Source organism: Pseudomonas syringae CC1557 (assembly GCF_000452705.1).
GTDB classification, from domain to species: Bacteria; Pseudomonadota; Gammaproteobacteria; order Pseudomonadales; family Pseudomonadaceae; genus Aquipseudomonas; species Aquipseudomonas syringae_F.
Window position 1 is genome coordinate 4,792,161 of record NZ_CP007014.1, and the last position, 23,479, is coordinate 4,815,639.

25 protein-coding genes and 1 pseudogene are annotated in these 23,479 nt (G+C 57.3%); 14 read left to right on the forward strand and 12 right to left on the reverse strand.

Features of this window, described 5'->3' with window-relative positions; genetic code table 11:
• The 7 genes from N018_RS21205 to N018_RS21235 are packed head-to-tail and all read right to left on the reverse strand — an operon-like array spanning position 1 to position 6,913.
• Positions 1–747: an HAD family hydrolase gene (locus tag N018_RS21205; protein ID WP_025390680.1), complete on the reverse strand. Its 747-nt coding sequence runs from the start codon at positions 745–747 to the stop codon at positions 1–3.
• The gene (locus N018_RS21210) at positions 748–1,698 is read right to left on the reverse strand and encodes an HpcH/HpaI aldolase/citrate lyase family protein (RefSeq protein ID WP_025390681.1); all 951 of its coding nucleotides are present in this window, start codon (positions 1,696–1,698) and stop codon (positions 748–750) included.
• Positions 1,698–2,792, reverse strand: coding sequence for a cysteine protease StiP family protein (locus tag N018_RS21215; RefSeq protein ID WP_025390682.1), 1,095 nt, complete (start codon positions 2,790–2,792; stop codon positions 1,698–1,700). The genes N018_RS21210 and N018_RS21215 overlap by 1 nt, the downstream gene beginning before the upstream one ends.
• A complete protein-coding gene (locus N018_RS21220) occupies positions 2,785–3,543 on the reverse strand; it encodes a trehalose-phosphatase (RefSeq protein ID WP_025390683.1) in 759 nt (252 codons plus the stop codon). Before N018_RS21220 ends, N018_RS21215 begins: the two co-directional genes overlap by 8 nt.
• Positions 3,536–4,669 carry a phosphoribosyltransferase domain-containing protein gene (locus N018_RS21225; protein ID WP_025390684.1) on the reverse strand — a complete coding sequence of 378 codons (1,134 nt, stop codon included), beginning with the start codon at positions 4,667–4,669 and terminating at the stop codon, positions 3,536–3,538. The genes N018_RS21220 and N018_RS21225 overlap by 8 nt, the downstream gene beginning before the upstream one ends.
• A 51-nt stretch (positions 4,670–4,720) precedes the next feature.
• Positions 4,721–5,860, reverse strand: coding sequence for a trypsin-like peptidase domain-containing protein (locus N018_RS21230; protein ID WP_025390685.1), 1,140 nt, complete (start codon positions 5,858–5,860; stop codon positions 4,721–4,723).
• Positions 5,861–5,914: 54 nt separating this feature from the next.
• Positions 5,915–6,913, reverse strand: coding sequence for an ATP-grasp domain-containing protein (locus N018_RS21235; RefSeq protein WP_025390686.1), 999 nt, complete (start codon positions 6,911–6,913; stop codon positions 5,915–5,917).
• A gap of 120 nt (positions 6,914–7,033) precedes the next feature.
• Here N018_RS21235 and N018_RS21240 point away from each other — a divergent pair, with 120 nt between their 5' ends.
• Positions 7,034–7,579: a DUF1523 family protein gene (locus N018_RS21240; protein WP_025390687.1), complete on the forward strand. Its 546-nt coding sequence runs from the start codon at positions 7,034–7,036 to the stop codon at positions 7,577–7,579.
• Positions 7,580–7,626: 47 nt separating this feature from the next.
• Here the strand turns inward: N018_RS21240 and N018_RS21245 are convergent, their stop codons facing one another.
• The 3 genes from N018_RS21245 to gstA all read right to left on the reverse strand — a co-directional run bounded on the left by N018_RS21245 (position 7,627) and on the right by gstA (position 9,581).
• A complete protein-coding gene (locus N018_RS21245) occupies positions 7,627–8,034 on the reverse strand; it encodes a hypothetical protein (RefSeq protein ID WP_025390688.1) in 408 nt (135 codons plus the stop codon).
• The gene (locus tag N018_RS21250; RefSeq protein WP_038401509.1) at positions 8,031–8,723 is read right to left on the reverse strand and encodes a DUF433 domain-containing protein; all 693 of its coding nucleotides are present in this window, start codon (positions 8,721–8,723) and stop codon (positions 8,031–8,033) included. Before N018_RS21250 ends, N018_RS21245 begins: the two co-directional genes overlap by 4 nt.
• 237 nt (positions 8,724–8,960) lie before the next feature.
• Complete coding sequence (gene gstA, locus N018_RS21255; protein ID WP_025390690.1) at positions 8,961–9,581, reverse strand: glutathione transferase GstA; 621 nt, start codon at positions 9,579–9,581, stop codon at positions 8,961–8,963.
• A gap of 155 nt (positions 9,582–9,736) precedes the next feature.
• Here gstA and N018_RS21260 point away from each other — a divergent pair, with 155 nt between their 5' ends.
• Positions 9,737–10,096, forward strand: a complete 360-nt coding sequence (locus tag N018_RS21260) for a winged helix-turn-helix transcriptional regulator (RefSeq protein ID WP_025390691.1) — start codon at positions 9,737–9,739, stop codon at positions 10,094–10,096.
• Between the two features lie 183 nt (positions 10,097–10,279).
• On the opposite strand, the gene N018_RS26845 is transcribed toward N018_RS21260, so the two are convergent.
• On the reverse strand, positions 10,280–10,684 hold the full coding sequence (locus N018_RS26845) for a pilin (RefSeq protein ID WP_025390692.1): 405 nt from the start codon (positions 10,682–10,684) through the stop codon (positions 10,280–10,282).
• A gap of 225 nt (positions 10,685–10,909) precedes the next feature.
• On the opposite strand from N018_RS26845, the gene pilB reads away from it, so the two are divergent.
• The 5 genes from pilB to yacG are packed head-to-tail and all read left to right on the forward strand — an operon-like array spanning position 10,910 to position 15,524.
• The gene (pilB, locus tag N018_RS21270; protein WP_025390693.1) at positions 10,910–12,604 is read left to right on the forward strand and encodes a type IV-A pilus assembly ATPase PilB; all 1,695 of its coding nucleotides are present in this window, start codon (positions 10,910–10,912) and stop codon (positions 12,602–12,604) included.
• A gap of 2 nt (positions 12,605–12,606) precedes the next feature.
• Positions 12,607–13,824 (forward strand): type II secretion system F family protein, encoded by a 1,218-nt coding sequence (locus N018_RS21275; protein WP_025390694.1) that lies wholly within the window; start codon positions 12,607–12,609, stop codon positions 13,822–13,824.
• A 1-nt stretch (position 13,825) separates the two neighbouring features.
• Positions 13,826–14,698: a prepilin peptidase gene (locus tag N018_RS21280; RefSeq protein ID WP_025390695.1), complete on the forward strand. Its 873-nt coding sequence runs from the start codon at positions 13,826–13,828 to the stop codon at positions 14,696–14,698.
• On the forward strand, positions 14,695–15,318 hold the full coding sequence (coaE, locus tag N018_RS21285) for a dephospho-CoA kinase (protein WP_025390696.1): 624 nt from the start codon (positions 14,695–14,697) through the stop codon (positions 15,316–15,318). Before N018_RS21280 ends, coaE begins: the two co-directional genes overlap by 4 nt.
• Positions 15,315–15,524 carry a DNA gyrase inhibitor YacG gene (gene yacG, locus N018_RS21290; RefSeq protein WP_025390697.1) on the forward strand — a complete coding sequence of 70 codons (210 nt, stop codon included), beginning with the start codon at positions 15,315–15,317 and terminating at the stop codon, positions 15,522–15,524. Before coaE ends, yacG begins: the two co-directional genes overlap by 4 nt.
• A 251-nt stretch (positions 15,525–15,775) precedes the next feature.
• On the opposite strand, the gene N018_RS21295 is transcribed toward yacG, so the two are convergent.
• Positions 15,776–16,102, reverse strand: coding sequence for a hypothetical protein (locus N018_RS21295; protein ID WP_025390698.1), 327 nt, complete (start codon positions 16,100–16,102; stop codon positions 15,776–15,778).
• A 195-nt stretch (positions 16,103–16,297) separates the two neighbouring features.
• Here N018_RS21295 and N018_RS21300 point away from each other — a divergent pair.
• The 7 genes and pseudogenes from N018_RS21300 to N018_RS21330 all read left to right on the forward strand — a co-directional run bounded on the left by N018_RS21300 (position 16,298) and on the right by N018_RS21330 (position 23,469).
• Positions 16,298–16,925, forward strand: a pseudogene (locus N018_RS21300) (DUF1780 domain-containing protein).
• Positions 16,922–17,455 (forward strand): MOSC domain-containing protein, encoded by a 534-nt coding sequence (locus N018_RS21305; protein ID WP_024645222.1) that lies wholly within the window; start codon positions 16,922–16,924, stop codon positions 17,453–17,455. The pseudogene N018_RS21300 and the gene N018_RS21305 overlap by 4 nt, the downstream one beginning before the upstream one ends.
• Positions 17,456–17,671: 216 nt before the next feature.
• Entirely contained in the window at positions 17,672–18,970 is a 1,299-nt protein-coding gene (locus N018_RS21310; RefSeq protein ID WP_025390699.1) for an NAD(P)/FAD-dependent oxidoreductase, read from the forward strand.
• A gap of 706 nt (positions 18,971–19,676) precedes the next feature.
• Positions 19,677–20,588: a methyl-accepting chemotaxis protein gene (locus N018_RS21315; RefSeq protein WP_418903491.1), complete on the forward strand. Its 912-nt coding sequence runs from the start codon at positions 19,677–19,679 to the stop codon at positions 20,586–20,588.
• Positions 20,589–20,597: 9 nt separating this feature from the next.
• Positions 20,598–20,966: a response regulator gene (locus N018_RS21320; RefSeq protein WP_024647048.1), complete on the forward strand. Its 369-nt coding sequence runs from the start codon at positions 20,598–20,600 to the stop codon at positions 20,964–20,966.
• Positions 20,967–21,028: 62 nt separating this feature from the next.
• Positions 21,029–21,319, forward strand: a complete 291-nt coding sequence (locus N018_RS21325) for an STAS domain-containing protein (RefSeq protein ID WP_024647049.1) — start codon at positions 21,029–21,031, stop codon at positions 21,317–21,319.
• A gap of 47 nt (positions 21,320–21,366) precedes the next feature.
• Positions 21,367–23,469, forward strand: a complete 2,103-nt coding sequence (locus tag N018_RS21330) for a chemotaxis protein CheA (RefSeq protein WP_025390701.1) — start codon at positions 21,367–21,369, stop codon at positions 23,467–23,469.
• Positions 23,470–23,479 lie beyond the last annotated feature (10 nt).

Sequence of the window (23,479 nt, forward strand, 5' to 3'; positions counted from 1 at the left end):
TTACCGTGTTGGCCCGTCATTACCATGAGGATTGTGTAACTTGGCGTTAACAGGCCCTTTATAGCGGCCTCTACGCCACGTCGGATGGAACAACCGCCAATGCGCATCCTGAGCAGCGGCGAGCAATTCGTGATCACCCCGGGTGTCGCCCCAGGCACGAACCCGGAACTGTGAAAGCGGCCCGTAAACACTTTCCAGGCGCGCGACCTTGGAGTCGCACCGGCAATTACTGCCTTCGATCAACCCGGTCAGCTTGCCGTCGATCACTTCCAGATTGGTGCCGATCAGCTGGACTTTCAAGCGATCAGCGAAGGGTTGCAGGACCATAGCAGGCGATGCTGAACATAGCGTGACAATGGCGCCCTTCTCGATTTCAGCGGCAATGGATTCCAGCGCAGCGGGGCGCATCAGGCGTTTCCAGTGCGACTGGCAGAAGGCTTCTGCCTTTTGCTGCAGCCATTGCACTTCAACACCGCTCAGAAAAGCCTTGATCAGGCGGCCTTTGAGTTCATCACGGGTCAGGCGCTTGGCCAGGTAGCCGAGGCTCGGCAGCACCAGCCGCGCCATGCGCACAGAGAAAGCACGTTGCCCGAAGGCGAATTTGAGAAACGGGACGAAGCTGTCGTGGCGGGTAATGGTCCCGTCGAAATCGAACACCGCCAGCAGGCGTTGTTCCACTTCGATTTCAAGGTCCGGCCCTACAGGCGCAAGATCAGGTTCTACGGTTTCAAGGTCAGGTTCTATCATCTAGCTAACTGCCTCAGCGAGTCGAATGCTGGCATCCATGATCGAAGCGGGTGCGGGTAACACTCCATGCCATTTGGCGCGCTCCATGATGTGGGTTGCCCATTTGTAATGGGTCGCCGGTTCACACATAGCATCGTTGTACTTGAACACGGCGGGAGCCACAGAGTTCAAAATCATCCGGGCGGAGTTCATGTCCTCCAGACTGACGCGTAGCGCATTCTGAATGATATTGACCTGCGAAGGGTGAATTGCCGTCTTGCCGACCAATCCATTGGTTATATCCAGCGCCAGCTCGTGCTTCAGGATATCTGGCGTGGCAAGTTGCTCGAACACCGGTGCGGTCAGGGCAAACCCCTGCGCGCCCATTACCCCTGCCAGCATGGGTATGACATAGCCCATGGGCGTCGAGTACAGCGTCATGGCCGGGTTGCGGCGCAGTCCCAGACAGCCCATCAGGTCATTGCCACCGATGCGCAGGGCAATGATCCGTTCATTGAGACTGGCCTTCAAGGCTTGACCGAGCTCGACCATCGCCCCGGGATTGAACACTTCCGGTGTTTCCAGCGTAGGCATCAAGGCCAGCGCCGGATTGGTGACGGCCTGCTCCCAGCTGTTCAGGTTGGTCAGCGAGAGCTTGGGAACCACGAACCCGTCGACATGGGCCATCAATGGCCAGTCGTTGAGAATACGCGCCATTGCTGCATCACGCGGACGCACGAACAGCAGTGGGCCATTGGCTGGCCGGCCGCCGCGATCCTGAATGCGCGTTAGTACCTGGCGCAGGTTGAGCAGCGCGGTATCGACATCGATCAACGCGACTGCATCTTCCAGGCACACCACCAGTGAACGCAGCTCGGGAATCTTGTCGCCGCACACGACATCGACAATGTCGTCACGGGTAGCGGGCATGTACAGCGTTGCCCCCAGCGCATAAGGCGAGAATAAGGCCATTAGCCGAGACTCCGTATGATGGTCACCGCCCGGTAAGGGCCCAGGGCATCGCCGACTTCCTCGACGGGGATGCCCGCCTTCTCTGTCAGATGCAGCAGCAATTGCACATCACTGTCAGTCAGATTGCGTACCAGCACATGATCCGGCACACGACGCATCACCGCCCTTGTCGCCTCGGCAATACCCGGCTTGACCCGATTGAGGTTATTCACCCCGAAGCGTTCCGCAAGGCTGCCGACCACCTGCGATGCAACGCTATTGAGTTCGACTCGCTGCGTCTGCGTCCAGGGGGTCAGCATCAGCGTCGAACACTTTTGACGACGCTGGCGCTCGATCTGTTCAATGAAAGCACGCGTGACGTCGTGGTCCTGTAAATGCTCATACACCACGCAGCCATGCAGCCCGCCGTCCGCCGGCCAGATTGAACGCGACACCAGCCCGGACACCGTTGCGCCAAGGATGCCTGAGGGAATCACCCAGTCTTCCGCCGAGGCCGCCAGCCACGCGCTGCCACACGGATCGGCCAGCACCACCAGCCGAGGATCTGCCGGAAAGCGTGCATCACCCGCCAGGCTGCGCCGGATTTCCCCGGAGATCGCGCCTTTGCCGGTCCAGCCATCGACAAACACGATGTTCTGCGCGCCATGGGCCTGAATGATTGCTTCCAGTGCCACCTTGTCGATGCCGCGATCACGCACAATGCTGATGCCGTAGTGATGCGCTTCACGGCCCAGATCGATCAATGCCCGACGCAGCAACACACCGAGCGGCAAACCGGCACGCACGAACGACACGAGAATTATTTCAGACCCTGTGCATTGCCTGTCCAGCGCCTGCGCCAACGCCTGAACATCGATTGCCATGCGCGCGCCATTCTGACTGAGCGCACGCTCGTAAAGCGCCTTGTGAGCGTCGCTGGGCGCGGACTCTTCACTGATCATTTCCGAATAATGTTTCTGCCCTGTCTGGATCAGGCGTTCCTTCTCTTCGACACGGGTGGACTGCATCTCGATACTGCGCAACAGGAAGTGCACGTCATCCTTGAGATAGCTACCGCTACCCACCGTCTCAAGCCCGTGAACGGGATCACTCATGCGCAGCTCCGACAAACATTTTCGCCAGCTGACTGCGGGCAGGCGTCGCCCACCAGTGGCACTCTTCCATGAAACCCAGGTCGGTAATGCTGTCGCCAAAACCCAATACCGGACGCTCGCCGTTGATCGCCTTGTCGCGGCGCAACCATTCCTGGACGGCGTAGCGCTTGGACAGCCCTTCGGGCAGAAAAGCCAGGTTGTTGCCGTTACCGTGAATGTGCATGTCATCAAGCAGGCCGCGGGCCTGCACTTCAGCCAGCACCTGCGTGAGGATGCTGTCATCGCTCTCGTTGTGCTTGGTCACGACGTAATGAAACAACTGCGCCTCTTCCACCACCCAGCCGCGTAATGAAAAGCCCATTTCCTGACCGATCGCCAAGGTTGCAGCAGACAGTTCGGGCAGACGCGACTGATAGACGGCCAGGGTCAGTTTCATCTGCTCGTTCCAGGCAGGGTCGAGCTGCCCCATGACATCGAGTATCACACCACCGTGCGAACAGATCGCGCCCGCCGTAAACGGCAGCTTGACCCGACTGTAGGCTTCGACACTGCGCGCCGTTACTGGCACCACATCGGAATGCGCCAGTAACCAGTGGGCGAAAGACTTCTGCACATTGGTCATGTAACCGTTGGCATTGCCGCTGACGTCGAGCGTCGCGACGTGTTTTTCAATATCAGCCGGGGTTTTGCGGGCGGTCTGGAACAGGGTGTCGTCCAGATCGACGAAGATCAGCGGGCGGTCGTTACTCATCACAGATGACCTCGGCATTCAGCGCTTCGATCAGCTCGGCAGGCACGGCCTGCCTGGGGGTCTCGGTGCAGATCAGCACCCGGTCGAACTGACCCGGGCGCACGTTGTACAGGAAGTTGGGAATGCCCAGCCCGTAGTTGTCCGAGAACGACAGCGCATGATCGATAGCATGACCAATGGCAATAGGCGAGCGACTGGTGGAACTGAAATGCACGTCGGCGCCGGCTTTTTCCAGACGCTCGGCGAGCAGAAACGGACGCCAGACAAACTCACTGGTGCCGACCACCAAAACCCGTTCGCCCTTGTTGACCACAAGGCCCGGCGCCAGCGTATCGGCGACCGACAGCACGCCCATACGGCCCCAGTCATTGGCGGTGACCAGTGGCCAGTCACCCATTGCGACAGTGCCCACTTCCGGCATGTCCGGCAACGGTGCGCTGACGTCTTCATCAAAGGAATAGGAGCCCTGCAACAATGACACCTGCTCGGCCAACGCGCCCATCGAGGTACTGACAGCCCCGGCCGACCAGTCGGTCAGCACGCAGGTCACCACCCGCTCGATCTTGTTCAAGCCGGCCTCGACCAGCGACTGATGAAGATTGATGAAGGTCTTGCCAGTGGAAGCCTCATCATCGACCAGCACCAGCGAACGGGCGTTGAGCATCATTTCGCGCATCGCCGGGTCAGTCGGCAGATGAATCAAATGAGCGCTGGCATGGCTGTGTTCTTCTTCGAAACGGGCGAACAACTCGGTGCCGGTCGGATGGCGAGTGCTGACCAGATACAGCGCATCAGGCCGCGTTGCGCTGTAGGCGCGGTGAACGCCTGCGCCAAGGCCGACTGCCGTTTCGGCCATGCCGATGACCAGCACCGGGCCCGGCAGGTCTGCCGGGATCTTGTGTGCCAGGTCCTGAAAACTCTTGAGCATAACGCTCGGACGCGCCGGAATATGGCGTCCCAGCACTCGCGATACAAACAGAAACGCGCGCTTCGGATTACGCCGTTCAGCAAAGCCAAACAGTGAATCCGGGGCAATGGTGGACGAATCGACGCTGACATCGAGGCGACCACGAAGCAGATCAGCACGAAGCTTTGTAGGTGTGGAAAAAGCTGCGCTGCTGTCCATCGATAAATTCCTGATTAACTGATACCTGCTCAAATGGCAGGAAGCCCGGCCTCATTGACGTGAGGCTTCCAAGAGCCATAACGATGACTGGGCGATGCGTGAGATTTCTGTAGTGGTATACGACCTTTCCGGACGGGCATGCGGCGCATCAATGCGGCAGGCCTGTAGAAAGGACAACAATAGTGCGGACTTGACCGCGAAATTCATGTTCTGCCCGTCCGGCACGGTAGACGTCACCATGCCGATCACTGCACCACCGTTATCGAACAGTGGGCTGCCACTGGAGCCCGGCTGAATGGGCGCAGTGAACTGGAACAGGCTGGCGTCGTTGTGCAGGCCGAACAGGCCGGAAATACCGCCTTGCGTCACCTGCAGACCGCCACCGGAAATCGACGCCAGTGGATAACCCAGAACCGCCACGTTATCACCCGGCTCGCAGCCCTGCCCGTCCCGGAATGTAACCGGAGACAACAGCGGAGCACCCTGCACGCGCAGCAACGCGATGTCATTGCGGCGGTCGATCACCACGGGCTCGGCCTTGTAGCGACCGTCCAGCGAGTTGATATGAAACACCGTCATGTCTTCGATGACATGCGCGCAGGTCAGGACATGTGCCGGACCGACCACAAACGCTGTGCCGGTCGCCGATTCGTGCCGCGGCCCGCCGCCTGAACCGCCAGCAGGACGACGCGGATGGCGATCATCCACTTCCAGGCCTATCTTGCGCCCGAACGCCGACAGCCCATACGCCGAGCCTTCGCTCAACGCACGAAACTTCCATTGATCATTACGCTTATAGAACTCGCCGATGATGATCGCTGCTTCGCCATTGCTGCGCAGATCAACGCGATGTTCGATATCGTTGTTAACTTGCAGATGCAGGCTGGCAATCTCGGCGACCGGACCGGTCGCCGCGAATACATACACCATCAGCAACACCCGGTCGCTGTCGGCAGGTAGCCGATCCAGTTTGAGCGTGCAGCCCACGTTCTGCGGGCCGCCGCTCCATTCCATCCAGCTCTGCTCCTGATGCAGCAGCGCCGGTTCGCCCATGGGCAGGCGTTTCTCGTTGACCGGCAGCAGGGCAACGGCAGCATATTCACCAAAAATCGAAGACTTGCCGCTCTCCAGATTCCAGGTGCAGTGAGCGTTTGCTAAAGCAGTGTTTGCACCTGGTGCCAGAAGCTTCATGCCCGATCCTCCGTGATTAGAGCGATTAGTGATAGCAAAAATCTATTATCCTGATCAAACCTCGGCCCGTACAGCGACGGTGATGGCCTTGATCCGGATATCCTCCAGCCAATGTGTTTCCGGTTCTTTCAGCCCAAGACGCCGCGTGGCGAAAATACCGGGCAGATTGACATCCGTGTGGCGCGTATAGCCAATGCCGCCTGAATAACGCGGGTTAATCTCCAGCAAACGTGGCTGACCGTCAGCATCATCACGGGTCTGCACATTGATCAGCCCGTCGCAGACAAAATGCTCGGCCGCGCGCACCGCCAGTTGCACGGCTGCGCTGTCGCGCTCAAAAGTCTGGTTCAAGCCCACCTTGCGTCTGCCGACATACGCCACCGCCTTGCCACCCTCGCACACCATGTCCACCGAACATTCACTGCCCGGCATGTAAGGCATCAGCAGCATCGCTGGCAGATCGTCGGACTGGCGGTAAGCATCAAGGTACGCGCTAAAAGTTGTCTCGCGGGCATCCGGGTTGGCGAAACAGCGAAATGCATCGGCTTCTGCCTTGAAGCGCCAGAATCCCTGACCATAAATCCCGACCACCGGCTTGATGCAGACCTCGCCAGAAACCGCCAAGGTATCGTAAGCCGCTTGCAGCTCCTCGGCATTGCACGCGGTGATCGCCGGGATGCACGCCAGCCCAGCCGCTTCGGCAGCAGCCGTGAAGCGACTCTTGTTGTCGACATCCAGGAAAGTTTGCAGAGACGTTCCCCCCGTTACAAGGTCCAACCCCTCAGCAATGAAGCGTGCACGCTGCGCTTCATAGAGGCCGCCCACCCGCCCGGCGATAATGACTTTCACACCCAACGAGCGAGCATTTTCCAGCACCCAGTCAATCCGTTCCTCGTTATCGAGCGGCTCTTGCAACGCCACATCAGCCAGACCGGTAATTTCGGAGCGCTGCTGACGATGAGAAGCGATAATGCGCACCGACGCAGGCAAGGCATCACGCGCGCCGATAATCACGTCGCGCTGGCTGGCCTGCCCTTCAAGGAACCAAATCATGTCAATCTCCGGAAGACTGCGCCGCCCGAAACGGCCTTGTCGAATTTTGTAATAACTGTTTTGCTTCGAAATGTTCGGATTAAGGCAAAGTCACGCAATTTTAAAATAGAGGACGCTGGTATGAAGTGGCTTAAAAGGTCGATTTGGCTTGTAGTATTCGTTGCACTGGGGATCGGCGCATTAAGCCTCTACTACGTCCTGCCGCGCCATGATGTCGTGATGATCACCGGTGTGGAAGTCAAAAGAATGGACGCCGACGGCGTCATCAACGCCGAAAACCCGGCAGACGGCCCGACCCGCGACGTGTACTTCATCAACACCGAAGACCCGGACACCAAGAAAGTCGTGGTCTATCGCAACGAAGACACCGGCTGGAGCTTCCCGTGGTACTTCAAATTCGACTCCGCCGACATCCAGGCCAAAGCCCAGGGCTACTCGCGTGACTCCCAGCAACTGGCGTTGATTCGCTACTACGGCTGGCGGATAACCATAATGTCGATGTTTCCCAACGTGACAGAGATTGAAGCGGTAACGAGCCGTGACCAGCCGTTTCCGGTGTTTAATACGATCTTTTTTGTGGTGGTGGGGTTGTTGGTGGTGATGGTGGTTGTTGGGATTAGGAGGAGGTTTAAGGGGCGGGCTCGGGTTGATGGAGTGGCGCGGTAACATTTGTACTTTAATAATTGCCGAGAAAAGCCCGATCCGTGATCGGGCTAGATGTGGAGCTGCTTGAACTTGCGTGCTGCGGAGAACGTCCATGGCACACGAAAAGCCGCGCCGCCTTCGATCAATAAGGCCTGCTCGGTAATTGAAGGCCACCACCTGACCAGATTTTCTGCCTTGTTCCAGTAGGTCATTTGGCCCCACTGCTTGGCGAGGCAGAAAATAGGCATACCACACTCCCGGAATGCCTGGCGCTCAGCGTCTCCCTTGGAAAACTTGTCCTGAGATACTACCGCCCACCCGCCTTCTTTTTTGAGGCGGGTCACCCAGTCAATATCTGCGGAATTGGCGGGAAATCTTTCACGCAGTGATACCACTGAGTGACCTTCATTCTTGGTCAGTTCGTTGAGCGCTCTGGCGATAGCGGACGGCAGGTTGTTATCGATCAGAAAATTCAAGCCGCGATCCTGTGCTCAAAATTGACTGCGGCTTCCACTGCTGCAGGCTGAATCTCATAGAGTAATGCCACACGCTTCGCGTTCTGACCTTCAGCCAGGTAGGAATGATAAATAGCTGCTGTGTCGATTCCCGTTGTTGCCAGCACTGGTTTGCCGAAGTTTCTTGCAGGATCCAACACCACTGCCTTGCTTCGCTTGACCGGATACCAACGCTGTGCCGACTCTTCGCCTGCGTAATCAATGCCCTCATACAGCGAGGGTGTGATGACCTGCTTGAAAGCGTATTGCCGCTTCACCAGATCCAACAGCGCCTCGTCTCCGGTTTCGTCCAGAACGGTCGCGAAAATATCCCGCCCGTCCGTTTGAAAACGCTTGCAGGTAAACGGATAGCGCTGACCGAACATCTCTCGGGCTTGTAACGAAGCACTGCGGATCGCTTGCAAGCTGACGCCGTGCTGGCGAAAAGCATGAACAAAACGAATTTCCAGCAGATCATGGAAGCCAAGCAGTTTATCGTCCAGAAATGCGACCTCCGGAGTCCAGAGGCCGGGATGATCAACCCCTGCCGCGCGATAGCCAAACATCCATCTACGGATGTCTTTTGCGGGAATGCCCGTGTATGAAGAGGCTTCCGACGCAGTGTAAAGCCCCACTCCGAGGAGGCGGCTGGGTGATGCAGTGGTGTTCATATGCCCCCTCCCTCTATGTGCGGGGTAATCAGTTCGCTGATTTTGGGCTTGATTCGGGTATCAACCAATGGACGTTTGGGTGATCCATGTGGATCAAGACCTAGCCTAAGGCAAAAGCTGAAACGTCCTACGATGCCAACGCAATAAAACTGCGTACTAAAAAAAAACGCCCCGGCGGAGCAATCCGCCGGGGCGTTTTCGTTCAACAGATTGAACCTGCCCTTGGACCTGGATGATTCAGCCCTTGCTGAACAACGCAGGCAAAGCTTCGGTTTCAAGCACCGCCTTGACGGACGGGCGAGCTTCAACTCGGGCCATAAACGCTTTCAATGCAGGCAGCTCGTCCAGCGAGATACCGAAGTTGACTGACCAGCGCGTAACAGTAAACAGATAAGCGTCAGCAACGCTAAAGTCATTTCCCAGCAGGTAATCACGACCCTCCGCCAACAGGCCATTCAGGTAGGTTTGTTTGGCGATGACCGGGCGTTTAGCATCAGTGGCATCAGCGCCCTTTGGCAGATAGAACAGCGGTGTCCATGCCTTGTGATATTCGGCGGCCAGATAATTAAGTATCTCTTGCAGCCTTGCACGCTCCAGCGTGCCGTTGGCTGGCACCAGTGCAGGCACGAAGTGATCGCCCAGATATTGCAGAACGGCAACGCCTTCAGTCAGAACAGCACCGTCATCTAAGCCCAGTGCAGGAACGGCACCTTTAGGGTTGATCGCGTAATAGTCATCGCCAGATTCAAGCGTGTGCTGCCGCAGATTGACCTTGACCAGCTCATGAGCGACGCCAGCTTCATGCAACACGATATGGGCAGCAAGCGAGCAGGAGCCAGGTGAGTAGTAGAGCTTCATAAGGTGATTGTTCCGGTGGTTGAGAATGACCAGATCCTAGCACCCGGATAACTTTTGTATAGCTGGTAACTTAAGGTTACTCTCATTCTCCAGTTACCATTCTGTAACCTGGTTACGCGCTGGAAACTCGCGATCCTACGAAGGAACACCCCGCAATGCCCCTGAAAATGCGCAAGAGCAAAGTCGACAGTCCTGTGCCCGAATGTGCCGTGGCTGCGTGCATGTGGTTGCTGGGCGGCGTGTGGACTCCAAATCTGCTGTGGAGTTTGAGTGGAGGGCCTCGACGGTTCGGCGAACTGCGCGTTGATATTCCCGGCATTTCGGCAAAGATGCTGTCAGTGCGGCTCAAGGAGATGGAGGAGAAAGGTGTGGTTGTTCGGACTGTGCTGGCGACGTCGCCGCCTTCGGCTGAGTACAGTCTTTCTGAGTTGGGGCTGGAGTTGCTGCCTGCGATTGAGGCTATTGCGGAGATTGGGTATCGGTTGAAGGCTGGAGCGGGGATTCCAGTGGCATAGGTGACGAAGATAGTTCCGAGGGCTAAGACTCTGTGAGGAGATGAGAAAATAAATCAAAATGGACCACAACCAACGGAAATCTTTGCATTATAAAATGTCAAAATATCCCAAAATAAAAATCCCGACCAGCGTTGATCGGGACTTTATTTACAAAAAACATTCACCAATATAACTACATATACCTCACTTACAAAGTATAGGTGAAGAAGTTAAGCACCCACCACTCTGAACCCATGTGAGCGCACCAGCTCCAATTGCAGGGGTTACAACATAAGTAGCCGTCGCTAATGTTGTCGCGGTAGGCGTTACCGTAACTTGACCATCTTTTACTGCAACGCTGGCCACATGAATGGTTGCCTGTGTATCTGGAATACTATTCGTTTTCAAATTACAGCCAGTCGCTGTACCTGTTTCTTGAATGCAGGATGCTACAGCAGTTTGATACGTATTAGCTAAAGACACGACCTCAGAGTACTTAGCCTTGAGGGTGTACGAGTTGTACTGCGGAATCGCCACTGCCGCCAAAATACCAACAATCGCGACAACGATCATCAGTTCGATCAGCGTAAAACCTTTTTGTACATTCATATCTACTTCTCCGAGGCGTCAATTAGGTGGTGCCTTGGAAGCGTGCAAGCATAGGTCGTGCCAAAATCCATTTTCAGCCACTAACATTGCCAATGCAGTCTATCAGCGGCAATTTACGTTCTGAAATCCGCAGAAACTGACAATTTTCGTCACATCCCTCACTGCTATTTGGCAGCAAAGCCCGACTGCGCTATAACCCTCACATTGTCCGTGTCTGGTGGTTTTATGACTGATGCTGTCCTCACTGGCCTGGCCAAGCAATTGGTCCTCGCCGAGCTACTTACTGAACCTGTTGCGCAGCAAGCGTATCAACAGGCGCGCCGCGACAAGATTTCGTTGGTCAGCTATCTGGTTCAGAACAAACTGGTCAAAAGCCTGACGCTGGCAGAAATGGCTTCCGATCAGTTTGGTGTGCCGTTCATGGACCTCGCCAGTCTGGACAAGGAAAGCCAGCCCAAGGGGCTAGTGAGCGAAAAGCTGGTTCGACAGCATCACGCTCTCCCACTCTGGCGACGCGGCAATAAGCTGTTCATCGCCATATCCGACCCTACCAACCATCAGGCAGTGACTGATATTCAGTTCAGCACCGGCCTGAATACCGAAGCTATTCTGGTCGAAGATGACAAGCTGACTACGGCAATAGATCGCTTCTTTGACAGCGATAGCGGTCTGGGCAATCTGGAAGATGTTGATCTGGGTCTGGATATTGAACCAGCTGATGGCAAGGAAACGTCTCTCGCTACGCAGAACGACGCAGACGATGCCCCTGTGGTGCGCTTCGTCAACAAGATGTTGATGGATGCTATCCGGCTAGGCTCTTCCGACCTGCATTTTGAGCCTTACGAGAAGATCTTCCGCGTGCGCTTGCGTACCGACGGCATCCTGCATGAAGTCGCCAGACCGCCAATTCACCTGGCGAACCGAATTGCTGCACGCCTCAAGGTAATGGCCAGCCTCGACATCTCGGAACGACGTAAACCGCAAGACGGTCGGGTCAAGTTGCGGGTATCCAAAACAAAATCAATCGACTTTCGGATGAACACCCTGCCTACGCTATGGGGTGAGAAGATCGTGATGCGGATTCTCGACCCGACCAGCGCTCAGATGGGCATCGATGCTCTGGGCTACGAGCCAGAACAAAAAGCACTGTATATGGAGGCGCTGAAACAGCCGCAAGGCATGATTCTTGTGACCGGCCCGACGGGTTCAGGCAAGACCGTTTCCCTGTATACCGGTCTGAATATTCTCAACACCGTAGACATCAATATTTCCACAGCTGAAGACCCGGTGGAGATCAATCTGGAAGGCATCAATCAGGTCAACGTCAACCCGCGTCAAGGACTGGACTTTTCCCAAGCGTTGCGCGCGTTCCTTCGTCAAGATCCCGACGTTATCATGGTGGGTGAGATTCGAGACTTGGAAACAGCCGAAATCGCCATCAAGGCGTCGCAGACCGGCCATATGGTGCTGTCCACCCTGCACACTAACAGCGCGGCAGAAACCTTGACGCGACTGCATCATATGGGTGTCGCAGCATTCAACATTGCGACAGCAATCAACCTGATTATTGCGCAAAGACTTGCACGCAAATTATGCAGCCACTGCAAGAAAGAACTCGACATTCCTCGCGAGACACTGATTAAAGAAGGCTTCCCCGAAGCGAAGATCGGTACGTTCAAGATCTATGGCCCGGTAGGCTGCGAGCATTGCAACGGTGGCTACAGAGGCCGGGTCGGCATTTACGAGGTGGTCAAGAAAACAGCGGAGCTGGAGCGCATCATCATGGAAGAGGGCAACTCGTTGGAGATTTCCAGGCAAATGCGCAAGGATGGCTTCAATGACCTGCGTACCTCAGGCCTGTCAAAAGCCATGCAAGGCATCACCAGCCTTGAAGAAGTCAACCGCGTGACCAAGGATTAGACATGGCCAGCAAGGCAGCAAAAGTCATCGTTTACACGTGGGAAGGTGTCGACAAGAAAGGTACTAAAACCAGTGGGGAGCTGAGTGGCCATAACTTGGCTCTTATAAAGGCCCAGCTGCGCAAGCAAGGCATCAACCCAACCAAGGTACGCAAAAAATCTGTTTCGATCTTCGGCAAGGGAAAAAAAATCAAGCCGCTGGACATCGCGTTTTTCGCTCGACAGATGGCAACAATGATGAAGGCTGGCGTGCCTCTGCTCCAATCATTCGACATCATTGGTGAAGGCGCCGAGAACCCAAATATGCGTGCATTGGTAGGCTCGCTAAAGCAGGAAGTTTCGGCAGGTAATAGTTTTGCGACGGCTCTGCGACAAAAACCGGAATATTTCGATGACCTGTTTTGTAATCTGGTAGATGCTGGCGAGCAAGCTGGCGCACTTGAAAGCCTGCTGGATCGCGTTGCTAGTTACAAGGAAAAAACTGAAAAGCTAAAAGCTAAAATCAAAAAAGCCATGACATACCCTATTGCTGTTTTGATCGTAGCAATTATTGTGTCAGGAATTTTGCTCATCAAGGTAGTGCCACAGTTCCAGACGGTCTTCGCCAGCTTCGGCGCTCAGCTACCTGCATTTACTTTGATGGTGATTGGCCTATCGGACATTGTACAAAAATGGTGGTTGGCCATCGTCGCACTATTTTTCGTTAGCTTTTTTATGTTCAAACGCGCGTACAAACAGTCTCAAAAGTTTCGAGACAGCCTCGACCGACTTCTGCTGAAAGTGCCCATCATCGGGCCATTAATTTTCAAATCTTCGGTGGCACGCTACGCTCGCACGCTTGCAACAACCTTTGCAGCTGGCGTCCCGCTTGTAGAGGCTTTGGACTCGGTCGCCGGTGCGACTGGCAATGTGGTATTCAAAAATGCGGTTATCAAGGTCAAGCAGGACGTCTCCACAGGCATGCAATTGAATTTCTCGATGCGTTCAACAGGGGTCTTTCCGAGCTTGGCGATTCAGATGACCGCTATTGGCGAAGAGTCCGGTGCCTTGGATACCATGCTGGACAAGGTCGCTACCTACTACGAGGACGAAGTCGATAACATGGTCGACAATCTGACCAGCCTGATGGAACCGATGATCATGGCCTTTTTGGGCGTGATCGTCGGCGGGCTGGTCATTGCGATGTATCTACCTATCTTCCAACTCGGAAACGTCGTCTGACATGCCCCTCCTCGACCTCTTGGCCAGCTCCCCCCTGGCCTTCGTCACCACCTGCTGCATACTAGGCCTCATCGTCGGAAGCTTCCTCAACGTTGTGGTTTACCGCCTCCCAATAATGATGGAGCGCGACTGGAAAACCCAATCCCGTGAAATGCTCGGTCTCCCCGCCGAACCGGACCAACCCGTCTTCAACCTGACCCTCCCCCACTCCAGTTGCCCGCACTGCGCGCACAAGATCCGCCCGTGGGAAAACCTGCCGATCATCAGCTATCTGCTGTTGCGCGGGAAATGCTCGCACTGCCAAGCCCCCATCAGCAAACGCTACCCGCTGGTCGAGCTGACCTGCGCAGTGTTGTCGGCCTACATCGCGTGGCACTTCGGCTTCGGCTGGCAAGCGGCGGCAATGCTAGTGCTGAGCTGGGGCCTGTTGGCGATGAGTCTGATTGATGCTGATCACCAACTACTGCCTGACTCGCTGGTGCTGCCGCTGCTATGGCTGGGCCTGATCGTTAACTCGCTCGGGCTGTTCACCTCGCTGAGCGATGCGCTGTGGGGCGCGGTGGCGGGTTATCTGACGCTGTGGTCGGTGTATTGGCTGTTCAAGCTGGTGACCGGCAAGGAAGGCATGGGCCATGGCGATTTCAAGCTGCTGGCCATGCTTGGCGCGTGGGGCGGCTGGCAGATTTTGCCGCTGACCATCCTGCTGTCATCGCTGGTGGGCGCGGTATTGGGAGTGATCATGATGCGTGTGCGCCGGGTTGAAAGCGGCACGCCGATCCCCTTTGGCCCTTATCTGGCCATTGCGGGGTGGATCGCTTTGCTCTGGGGTGGTCAAATAACCGACTCTTACATGCAGTTTGCCGGTTTCAGATGACTCACCCTGATCAAAAACCCTGGATTCTTGGCCTGACTGGCGGCATTGGTAGCGGTAAAAGCGCGGCAGCGCAGTGCTTTATCAAGCTCGGCATAGACACCGTGGATGCCGACCATGCCGCCCGCTGGGTCGTCGAGCCCGGGCGTCCAGCGCTGGAGCAGATAGCGGCGCATTTCGGTAGCGGCGTATTGCAGGCAAGCGGCGCGCTGGACCGTGGCGCGCTGCGCAAGCTGATCTTCGAAAACCCGGAGCAGCGACGCTGGCTGGAAGCGCTGTTGCATCCGCTGATCAATCAGGAAATCGTCAGCCACTTGGCCAAGGCCAAATCGCCGTATGCCATTCTGGTGTCGCCGCTGCTGATCGAATCCGGGCAATCCCGGATGGTGCAGCGCCTGCTGGTGATCGATGTGCCACCGCAACTGCAGATAGAACGCACGATGCTGCGCGACAGTTCCAGTCAGGAACAGGTCGAGGCCATCCTCAAGGTGCAGATCCAGCGTGAAGATCGCCTGCGCCACGCTGATGATGTGCTGGTCAACGACCGCGATCACGCCTGGCTGACCAGCGAAGTCGAGCGGCTGCACCACTTTTACCTTACTTTGCGTGGAGGCCAATCATGAGCCAATCAATGACCGTTCAATGCCCGACCTGCGATGCCCCCGTGGAATGGAGCGCCGCCAGCCCCAGCCGTCCGTTTTGCTCGGAGCGCTGCAAACTGATTGATCTGGGAGCATGGGCTTCCGAGGAACATGCAATTCCGGTGAGCCCGGATGCTGAGGATGAGATGTTTTCGGGTGATTTAGAGGCGCCGCACAGGGGACATTGAGACGTTCCAGGAGGTATGCCCACGCTCTGCCCGACTCTCGTGCCAATGCTCCGCGCTGGCATGCATCTCGTGACGCTCCGCGTCACAAACCCAAGCCCCGCCGAACATTCGAGATTGAACGCAGAGCGTCCAGAAATGCATTCCAACGCGGAGCGCGGGAACGAGAATGATCGAGGTCAGAGTCTCTTTTTCAGGCTCATTCCAACACTTTGGCGCAGTGAAAAGACGTCACCGCACGGATCTTCCCGTTTCTACTGAGCCTTTCCGGCAGTGCGAATGGAGTCCCACTCTGTAACAAAAGCAGCTTTCGATTTGCTATTGAAGAGGCAAAGCTCGGTACCTTGACGACCGTTCATATGCTTCTGCGGATACTGGCCTTGCATGAGGAGAGCTGTGTAGCCAACGCGGTCATCAAATTGAGCTGGGGTACCGACAGGTTGGGCATCTTTCAAACCACTGGCTTTGATACAGCTTTCCAGGACGGCTTTGTCGTAAGCTGCCCAAGCATCAGAGCTTGAAGCTTGAGCTTGAGTGGCAATGGCAGTGAAGCAGAGAAAGGCAAGCGAGGCGACTTTCATAGAGTGGGATTCTTTATCGCAGGAATGAGCAGGGCTGGAGTACGTGCCGCAGAGTGCTCCAGTTCGGCGTAACAAAGCAAAGCTTTAGCCTGCTGAAAGGTTTTTTCGCTTACTTTGGAGCCCTATGCAAAAAACTCCCGAAATCACATCAGACTTTATTTTTCACCTTCACATTTGAACGCTAAGCTAGCCCCTATGGATGACTCAGACTACCTGCGCCTGTTGACGATCCAGGCCGAACAAGCCAACGCCTTTCTGTCCAATGCACGGAAGTGGGAGCGTGAGCGTTGGGTTTGTCAGCGGCTGTTGCAGGGCTGAACATTGCGCACCGGAACGAGGACTTCACGCCTGCCAGTCAGGAGCCGCCCGATGTGCTGTTTCGTGACGGGCGTTTCGAGGTGTTTTTCGTGCTGGACGAAGGCCGGCGTCTCAATGATGAGTGGCGCGAGGAGTTGCAACGACGACGTAGCGCGTTCTCGCTGAGCCAACTGGTACGGCGGGAGGCCAAGCCCAAACGCATTCCTGCTTCCGAACTGCTGCACAGACTGGCCCCTACGCTGCACAAGAAATCCACCAGCTACCGCGAACGCGGCATTGATCTGAGCCAGTTGGACATGATTGCGTTCGCCAGTCTCAAGCGCGAAGTACTCGACCTCAACAGTCACTTTCCCCCACCCACCGAGTACCTGCGTCAGGGCTGGCGCTCGTTGTCGCTGGTGGGCCGACCTTTGCTCGGGTATTGTTCGCGCATCCGGGCGCTCCGGATTTTCTGCGGACCAATCTGGGCCGCAGTGTGGTTTTTGATGTTGGAATCAGTCTATGAGCCCGTTTCAGGAGTTGCTGGCCGATGTGCCTCAACAAGGCCGTGTGCGCTGGATCGGCGTGCGCCCGGAATCACGCGCCGAGATGATCGAGCTGGACGCGGTGGAAGCGCGTCGCGAGGCTGGCCTGACCGGCGATCACTCGCGGCCCGGCCCGCGTAATGCGCGGCAGGTCACGCTGATTCAGTGGGAGCATCTGGCGGTGGTGGGTTCGTTGCTGGGCCGTTCTGCCGAGAACCCTGTATTGCCGCAGGATCTGCGGCGCAATCTGGTGATCAGTGGCATCAACCTGTTCAGCCTCAAGAACCGTCGCTTCCGCATCGGCCAGGCCATTTTTGAAACCACCGGCTGGTGCCAGCCGTGCGCCAAGCTTGAGCAGCGCCTGGGTCATGGGACCTTCCAGGCGGTGCGCGGGCATGGCGGAATCAATGCGCGAGTGCTACAAAGCGGCATTATCCGGCTCGACGATACCGTGCAGGTCGAGCCATTGGACATCAACGATCCCTGGCCCCCGGTGCGACAGCACGCTTGAGACGACGCATAAAGTGATCAGCCCGCTGAACCACGTACCGCAAAGGCGTGTCGAAGAGTACCTTCAGGCAACCTGGCCTGCAGTCGAGCGCGCCCCGCTCCTGATCCAGGCACTGCGGTGATGAACCTGTTAACAAGCCATCTGACGCTATGAGCTGCATTGCGCTCGCGAAGATCGAGCTCCCCCCGAATTCCTTAAACCTTCCGAGTAATCCTTATGACGCATCGTATTGTTATCGTTGGCGGCGGCGCTGGCGGTCTGGAGCTGGCGACCAGTCTGGGTAAAACCCTGGGCAAGAAAGGTACGGCCAGTGTCACGCTGGTGGACGCCAACCTGACGCATATCTGGAAACCGCTGTTGCACGAGGTGGCTGCCGGTTCGCTCAACTCTTATGAGGACGAGCTGAACTACGTGGCACAGGCCAAGTGGAACAACTTCCAGTTTCAGCTTGGCCGCATGACCGGGCTGGACCGTGCCGGTCGCCAGATTCATCTGGCGGCCACGCTGGATGAAGAAGGCGCGGAACTGGTTCCGGCGCGTAGCCTGGGATATGACTCGCTGGTGATCGCAGTGGGCAGTACCACCAATGATTTCGGCACCAAAGGCGCTGCGGAGCACTGCCTGTTTCTCGACAGCCGCAAGCAGGCCGAGCGCTTCCATCAGCAACTGCTCAATCACTACCTGCGCGCCCATGCGGGTCAGGCCGACAGTACGCAGGAAATCACCGTCGCCATCGTTGGCGCGGGGGCAACAGGCGTTGAGCTGGCGGCGGAGCTGCATAATGCAGCGCACGAGCTGGCGGCGTACGGGCTGGGTCAGATCAAGCCGGAAAACCTGCGTATCACGGTGATTGAAGCGGGCCCACGGGTCTTGCCTGCGCTGCCGGAACGTATCGGCGCGCCGGTCCACAAGACGCTGGAGAAGCTGGGCGTTACCGTGCTGACCAATGCAGCGGTCAGTGAAGTGACGGCAGAAGGCCTGGTCACGGCTACCGGGCAGGTGATTCCGGCGAGCCTGAAAGTCTGGGCGGCGGGCATTCGGGCACCGGCGTTTCTGCACGAACTGGACGGGCTGGAGAGCAATCGCATCAATCAGCTGCAAGTGCTGCCGACGCTGCAAACCACCCGTGACGAGAATATCTTCGCCTTCGGTGATTGCGCCGCCTGCCCGCAGAAAGGCACCGACCGCAACGTACCGCCTCGCGCTCAGGCGGCTCACCAACAGGCGTCGTTGCTGGCCAAATCGTTGCGCCTGCGGATCGAAGGCAAAACGTTGCCGGAGTACACCTACAAGGACTACGGCTCGCTGATCTCGCTGTCGAGCTTCTCGGCGGTCGGCAATCTGATGGGTAACCTGATGGGCAGCGTGATGCTTGAAGGCTGGCTGGCGCGGATGTTTTATGTCTCGCTGTACCGCATGCACCAGATGGCACTGTACGGCGCCTTCCGCACCCTGATGCTGATGCTGGGCAGCAAAATCGGCAAAGGCACCGAGCCGCGGATGAAGCTGCACTAGCGTGTAACGCTCTGCGCAACTTGTGGCGCAGAGCATCTTGTCTTGCTCTCCCAAGCCGGGCCGCTCGGCGCTATACACAACTCCAACTGACTCTCTTGCCAATGCTCCGCGTTGGCATGCCGTTCTGGACGCTCTGCGTCCGATCTTGAATGTCCAGCCTGGCGCAGATTTGTGACGCGGAGCGTCACCCAAGGCATTCCCACGCAGAAAACGAGAGGCGTCTGGACTCGCACTTCCCGTGCTGACTTGCCGTGTCCGTAATACCAGCTACCTTTATCTGAAAGAGCTTTCCTCCACAACTATCGGACGGAAGGCACCCTCCGGCCATCAAGTTCGTCCCGATCACGCAGATAACCCTTACAGTCTTCAATCGCAGTAGCACTGTTCAAGGATCGAACCCATGACGTCGAGTCAACTCCACACTGCGCCAGTTCAGAATCATCCGCGTTTCGTCTGGTTTCCGTTGATTCCTGTTATCCCCGCCGTCGCTTGGGTACTTACCCAGTCGGGCACCACGCCCAACAATCTGATCGCCAGCGCTGTACTGATCGCTCTGGGTATCGGTGCCGGTATCTGGGCAGCCCGTTCGCAAGCCAGCGAGGTACATCTGGCTGTGGTTCAGGCGCTGGATTATCACAACACGCACAGTGCTAAAAACAATGCAATGGCCGCCAGCGCGCAGCTTAACGAGGTATTCCTCGGTGCCATGCCGATCTGGGCAAAGCAGGTTGAAAGCTCGCGCCAGCAAACCGAAACCGCCATTGTCGAGCTGACCGACCGCTTCACCGGTATTTCCCAGCGCTTGCAGGAAACCGTGCAGGCATCGCAACACGCGGCCGGAGAGCTGGACGGACATAATGCCGACGGCGCGTTGAAAGTATTGTCCCAGAGCGACAGTGAATTGAGCCAGGTGATCGATTCGCTCAAGGCCACTCAGGCCAGTCGCGACCAGACACTTTCTCAAGTGCGCAGCCTCACCGCCTACACGGGCGAACTGCGCACCATGGCCGCCGACGTCGCCGCCATTGCCGCACAGACCAATCTACTGGCCCTCAATGCCGCCATTGAAGCTGCCCGCGCCGGCGAAGCAGGCCGTGGGTTTGCCGTGGTTGCCGATGCCGTGCGCAGCCTGTCGAGCAAGTCCAGCGAGACCGGCCAGCAGATGTCGGCCAAGGTCGACATCATCAATAACGCCATCACTCAACTGGTCCAGGCTGCGTCCAGCGGTGCCGATCAGGATAGCCACTCGGTGACCGCTTCCGAGCAGAGCATTCAGAACGTGCTGGAGCGCTTTCAGAGCATTACCGGGCGCCTGGCTGAATCCGCCGACTTGCTCAAGCAGGAAAGCTACGGCATTCGCGACGAGATGACCGACGTCCTCGTCAGCCTGCAGTTTCAGGACCGGGTCAGCCAGATTCTGGTCCATGTCCGCGACAACATCGACGCCCTGCACGCGCACGTGCTGCAGGCCAGCCAGTCTCCCGATCAGGCAGTCGCCATCGATGCCCGGCAATGGCTGGCGCGCATGGAGTCCACTTACGCGACAGATGAGCAACGCCGCACGCATCGTGGCGAATCGGCAGCGCAGCAGAATTCACAGGAAATCACGTTCTTCTAGGGGTAGATCATGGCTAAGAGTGTACTGGTGGTCGACGATTCGAGCAGTGTCCGGCAGGTCGTCGGCATTGCTCTGAAAAGTGCCGGATACGACGTAATCGAAGCCAGCGACGGTAAGGATGCACTCAGCAAGCTGACAGGGCAGAAAGTGCACCTGATCATCAGCGACGTAAACATGCCAAACATGGATGGCATCACCTTCGTCAAAGAGGTGAAGAAGCTGGCCAGTTACAAGTTCACCCCCATCATCATGCTGACCACCGAGTCTCAGGAATCGAAAAAGGCCGAGGGTCAGGCGGCGGGTGCAAAAGCCTGGGTGGTCAAACCGTTTCAGCCCGCGCAGATGCTGGCGGCGGTTTCCAAACTGATCCTGCCCTGATACGTGCACCACTGAACAAGCAGCTCTGATAGCAGCCCTGTTTTAAGTCCCTGGAGGTCAGCATGACGATATCTGCCGAGACCACCGATGACACTGCACGCGTGCAGATCGATGGCGAACTGACCATTTACACCGTGACCGAACTGGCCGCCCGATTGCTGCCGCAGATCGGCAGCGCAGCGCGCCTGGAGGTCGATCTGTCGAACGTCACCGAAATGGACGGCGCAGGCCTGCAACTGCTGGCGGTCATTCAGCGCGAGGCCGAAAAGACCGGCACGGCGCTGCATATGACCGGCCAGAGCAAGGCGGTGACGGAAACCTTCGCGTTATGTAATCCGGGTGTCGTGCTGTAGCGCGTCTGTTTGCAGCACTGTTGAGTAGTCGGACATAGGAAGTCATTGTGAGCATTAACCTCGATCAGGCTCAGCAGACGTTTATCGTCGAAGCGCGTGAGCTGTTGCAGGCGATGGAGGAATCCCTCCTGCAACTTGAAAGCGAACCGGGCGATGTGGACGCGATTGGCGCAGTCTTCCGCGCCGCACACACCATCAAGGGCTCGGCCGGGCTGTTCGGGCTGACGCCCATTGTCAGTTTCACTCACATTGTCGAAGACGTGCTGGATCGCCTGCGCGAAGGCAGTGTGTCGGTGGACGCCGGACTGATCGCAGTGCTGCTCAAATCCGGCGATCACATGCTCGAACTGATCGACGTGGTCGCCAGTCGTGGCGAAGAACTTCAGCCGCCAGCGCTGGAGCGCGAAGCAGCGCTGCGCCAGGCATTGCAGGTCTATCAGGCACCGGGCGCCGCTCCGGTCGTCGACGAAGCGCGCTCATCAGATACGCCTGATGTCGAGAACGCCGAAGTGCTGTGGCATATCTCGTTACGCTTCGGCGTCGATGTGTTTCGCAACGGCATGGACCCGCTGTCATTCCTGCGCTACCTCAATACGCTGGGCAAGATGATTCAGGTCAGCACCCTGACCGACAGTATTCCGCCCGTGGAAGCGTGGGACCCGGAATCCTGTCACCTGGGCTTCGATATCGACTTTCTCTCCTCTGCCGGGCATGCCGCGATCAACGAAGTGTTCGATTTCGTGCGTGAAGATTGCGTCGTCGAAATCACCGCCTCTGATGACTCTACAGACAGTGGCGAGCCCACCGGAACCGAGCTGGTTTCGCAGACCGAGCGCAGCAGCATGGTTGCCAGCGGCGAACTGCTGGGTGACCAGCGAGCAGTGCCGCGAGAGCCCGGCGTGGCAACGGCGGTGGATCGTCCTTCGGCGGGCGGCGAGCAGAAAAACAAGGACGGCCGTTATGTGCGCGTCAACGCCGACAAACTCGACGAACTGATCAACCTGGTCGGCGAGTTGGTCATTGCCAGCGCCGGTGCCAGCCTGCTGGCCAAGTCATGTGACAACGACCCGCTTCAGGAAGCCAGTTCGACAGTGTCGGGGCTGGTGGAGCAGATTCTCGACGGCGCGCTGCACCTGCGCATGATCCCCATCGGTGACACCTTCAACCGCTTTCGCCGCGTTGTGCGCGATGTCAGTCAGGAACTGGGCAAAGACATCGACCTGATTATCAATGGCGCGGAAACCGAGCTGGACAAGACGGTCGTCGAAAAAATCGGCGACCCGCTCATGCACCTGCTGCGCAACTCCATGGACCACGGTATCGAAAGCGCCGAAGCGCGGCGTGCGGCAGGCAAGCCGGCCAAGGGTCATTTGAGCCTCAATGCCTACCATGACTCGGGCAGCATCGTGATCGAGATTGCCGATGACGGTGCCGGGCTGAATCGCGAACGCATTCTCGACAAGGCCCAGCAGCGCGGACTGGTTGCCGCAGGCGCGAGCCTGACTGATCAGGAAATCTACAACCTGATCTTCGAACCCGGTTTTTCCACTGCTGAAGCCGTTACCAACCTGTCCGGGCGCGGCGTCGGCATGGATGTGGTCAAGCGCAACATCACCCTGCTGCGCGGCACAGTCGACCTGGACAGCCAGCCTGGCCAAGGCACCATCGTGCGCATTCGTCTGCCGCTGACGCTGGCGATCATCAACGGTTTCCTGGTCGGTATCGATCAGTCGACCTACGTGATCCCGCTGGACATGGTTCAGGAATGCATCGAGCTGGATGAACAGGATCGTCAGGCAAGCCGCGACAACGGTTATCTGGACCTGCGCGGTGAAGTGTTGCCGCTGGTCTACCTGCGCGAGCACTTCAATCACGAAGGCCCGGCCGCACGACGCCAGAACGTAGTGGTCGTGCGCTACGCCGAACACAAGGCCGGGCTGGTGGTAGACGACCTGCTCGGTGAATTCCAGACCGTGATCAAACCCTTGGGCAAGCTGTTTGGCGCACTGCGCGGGATCAGCGGCTCGACGATTCTGGGCAGCGGCGCGGTGGCATTGATTCTCGACATACCGGCACTGCTCAACCAGATCGTACAAATGGACGCACGCTCGACTCAGTCCCCTCATTCGCTCTCGCCCGCTTCTCGCTGACGGATTTGCA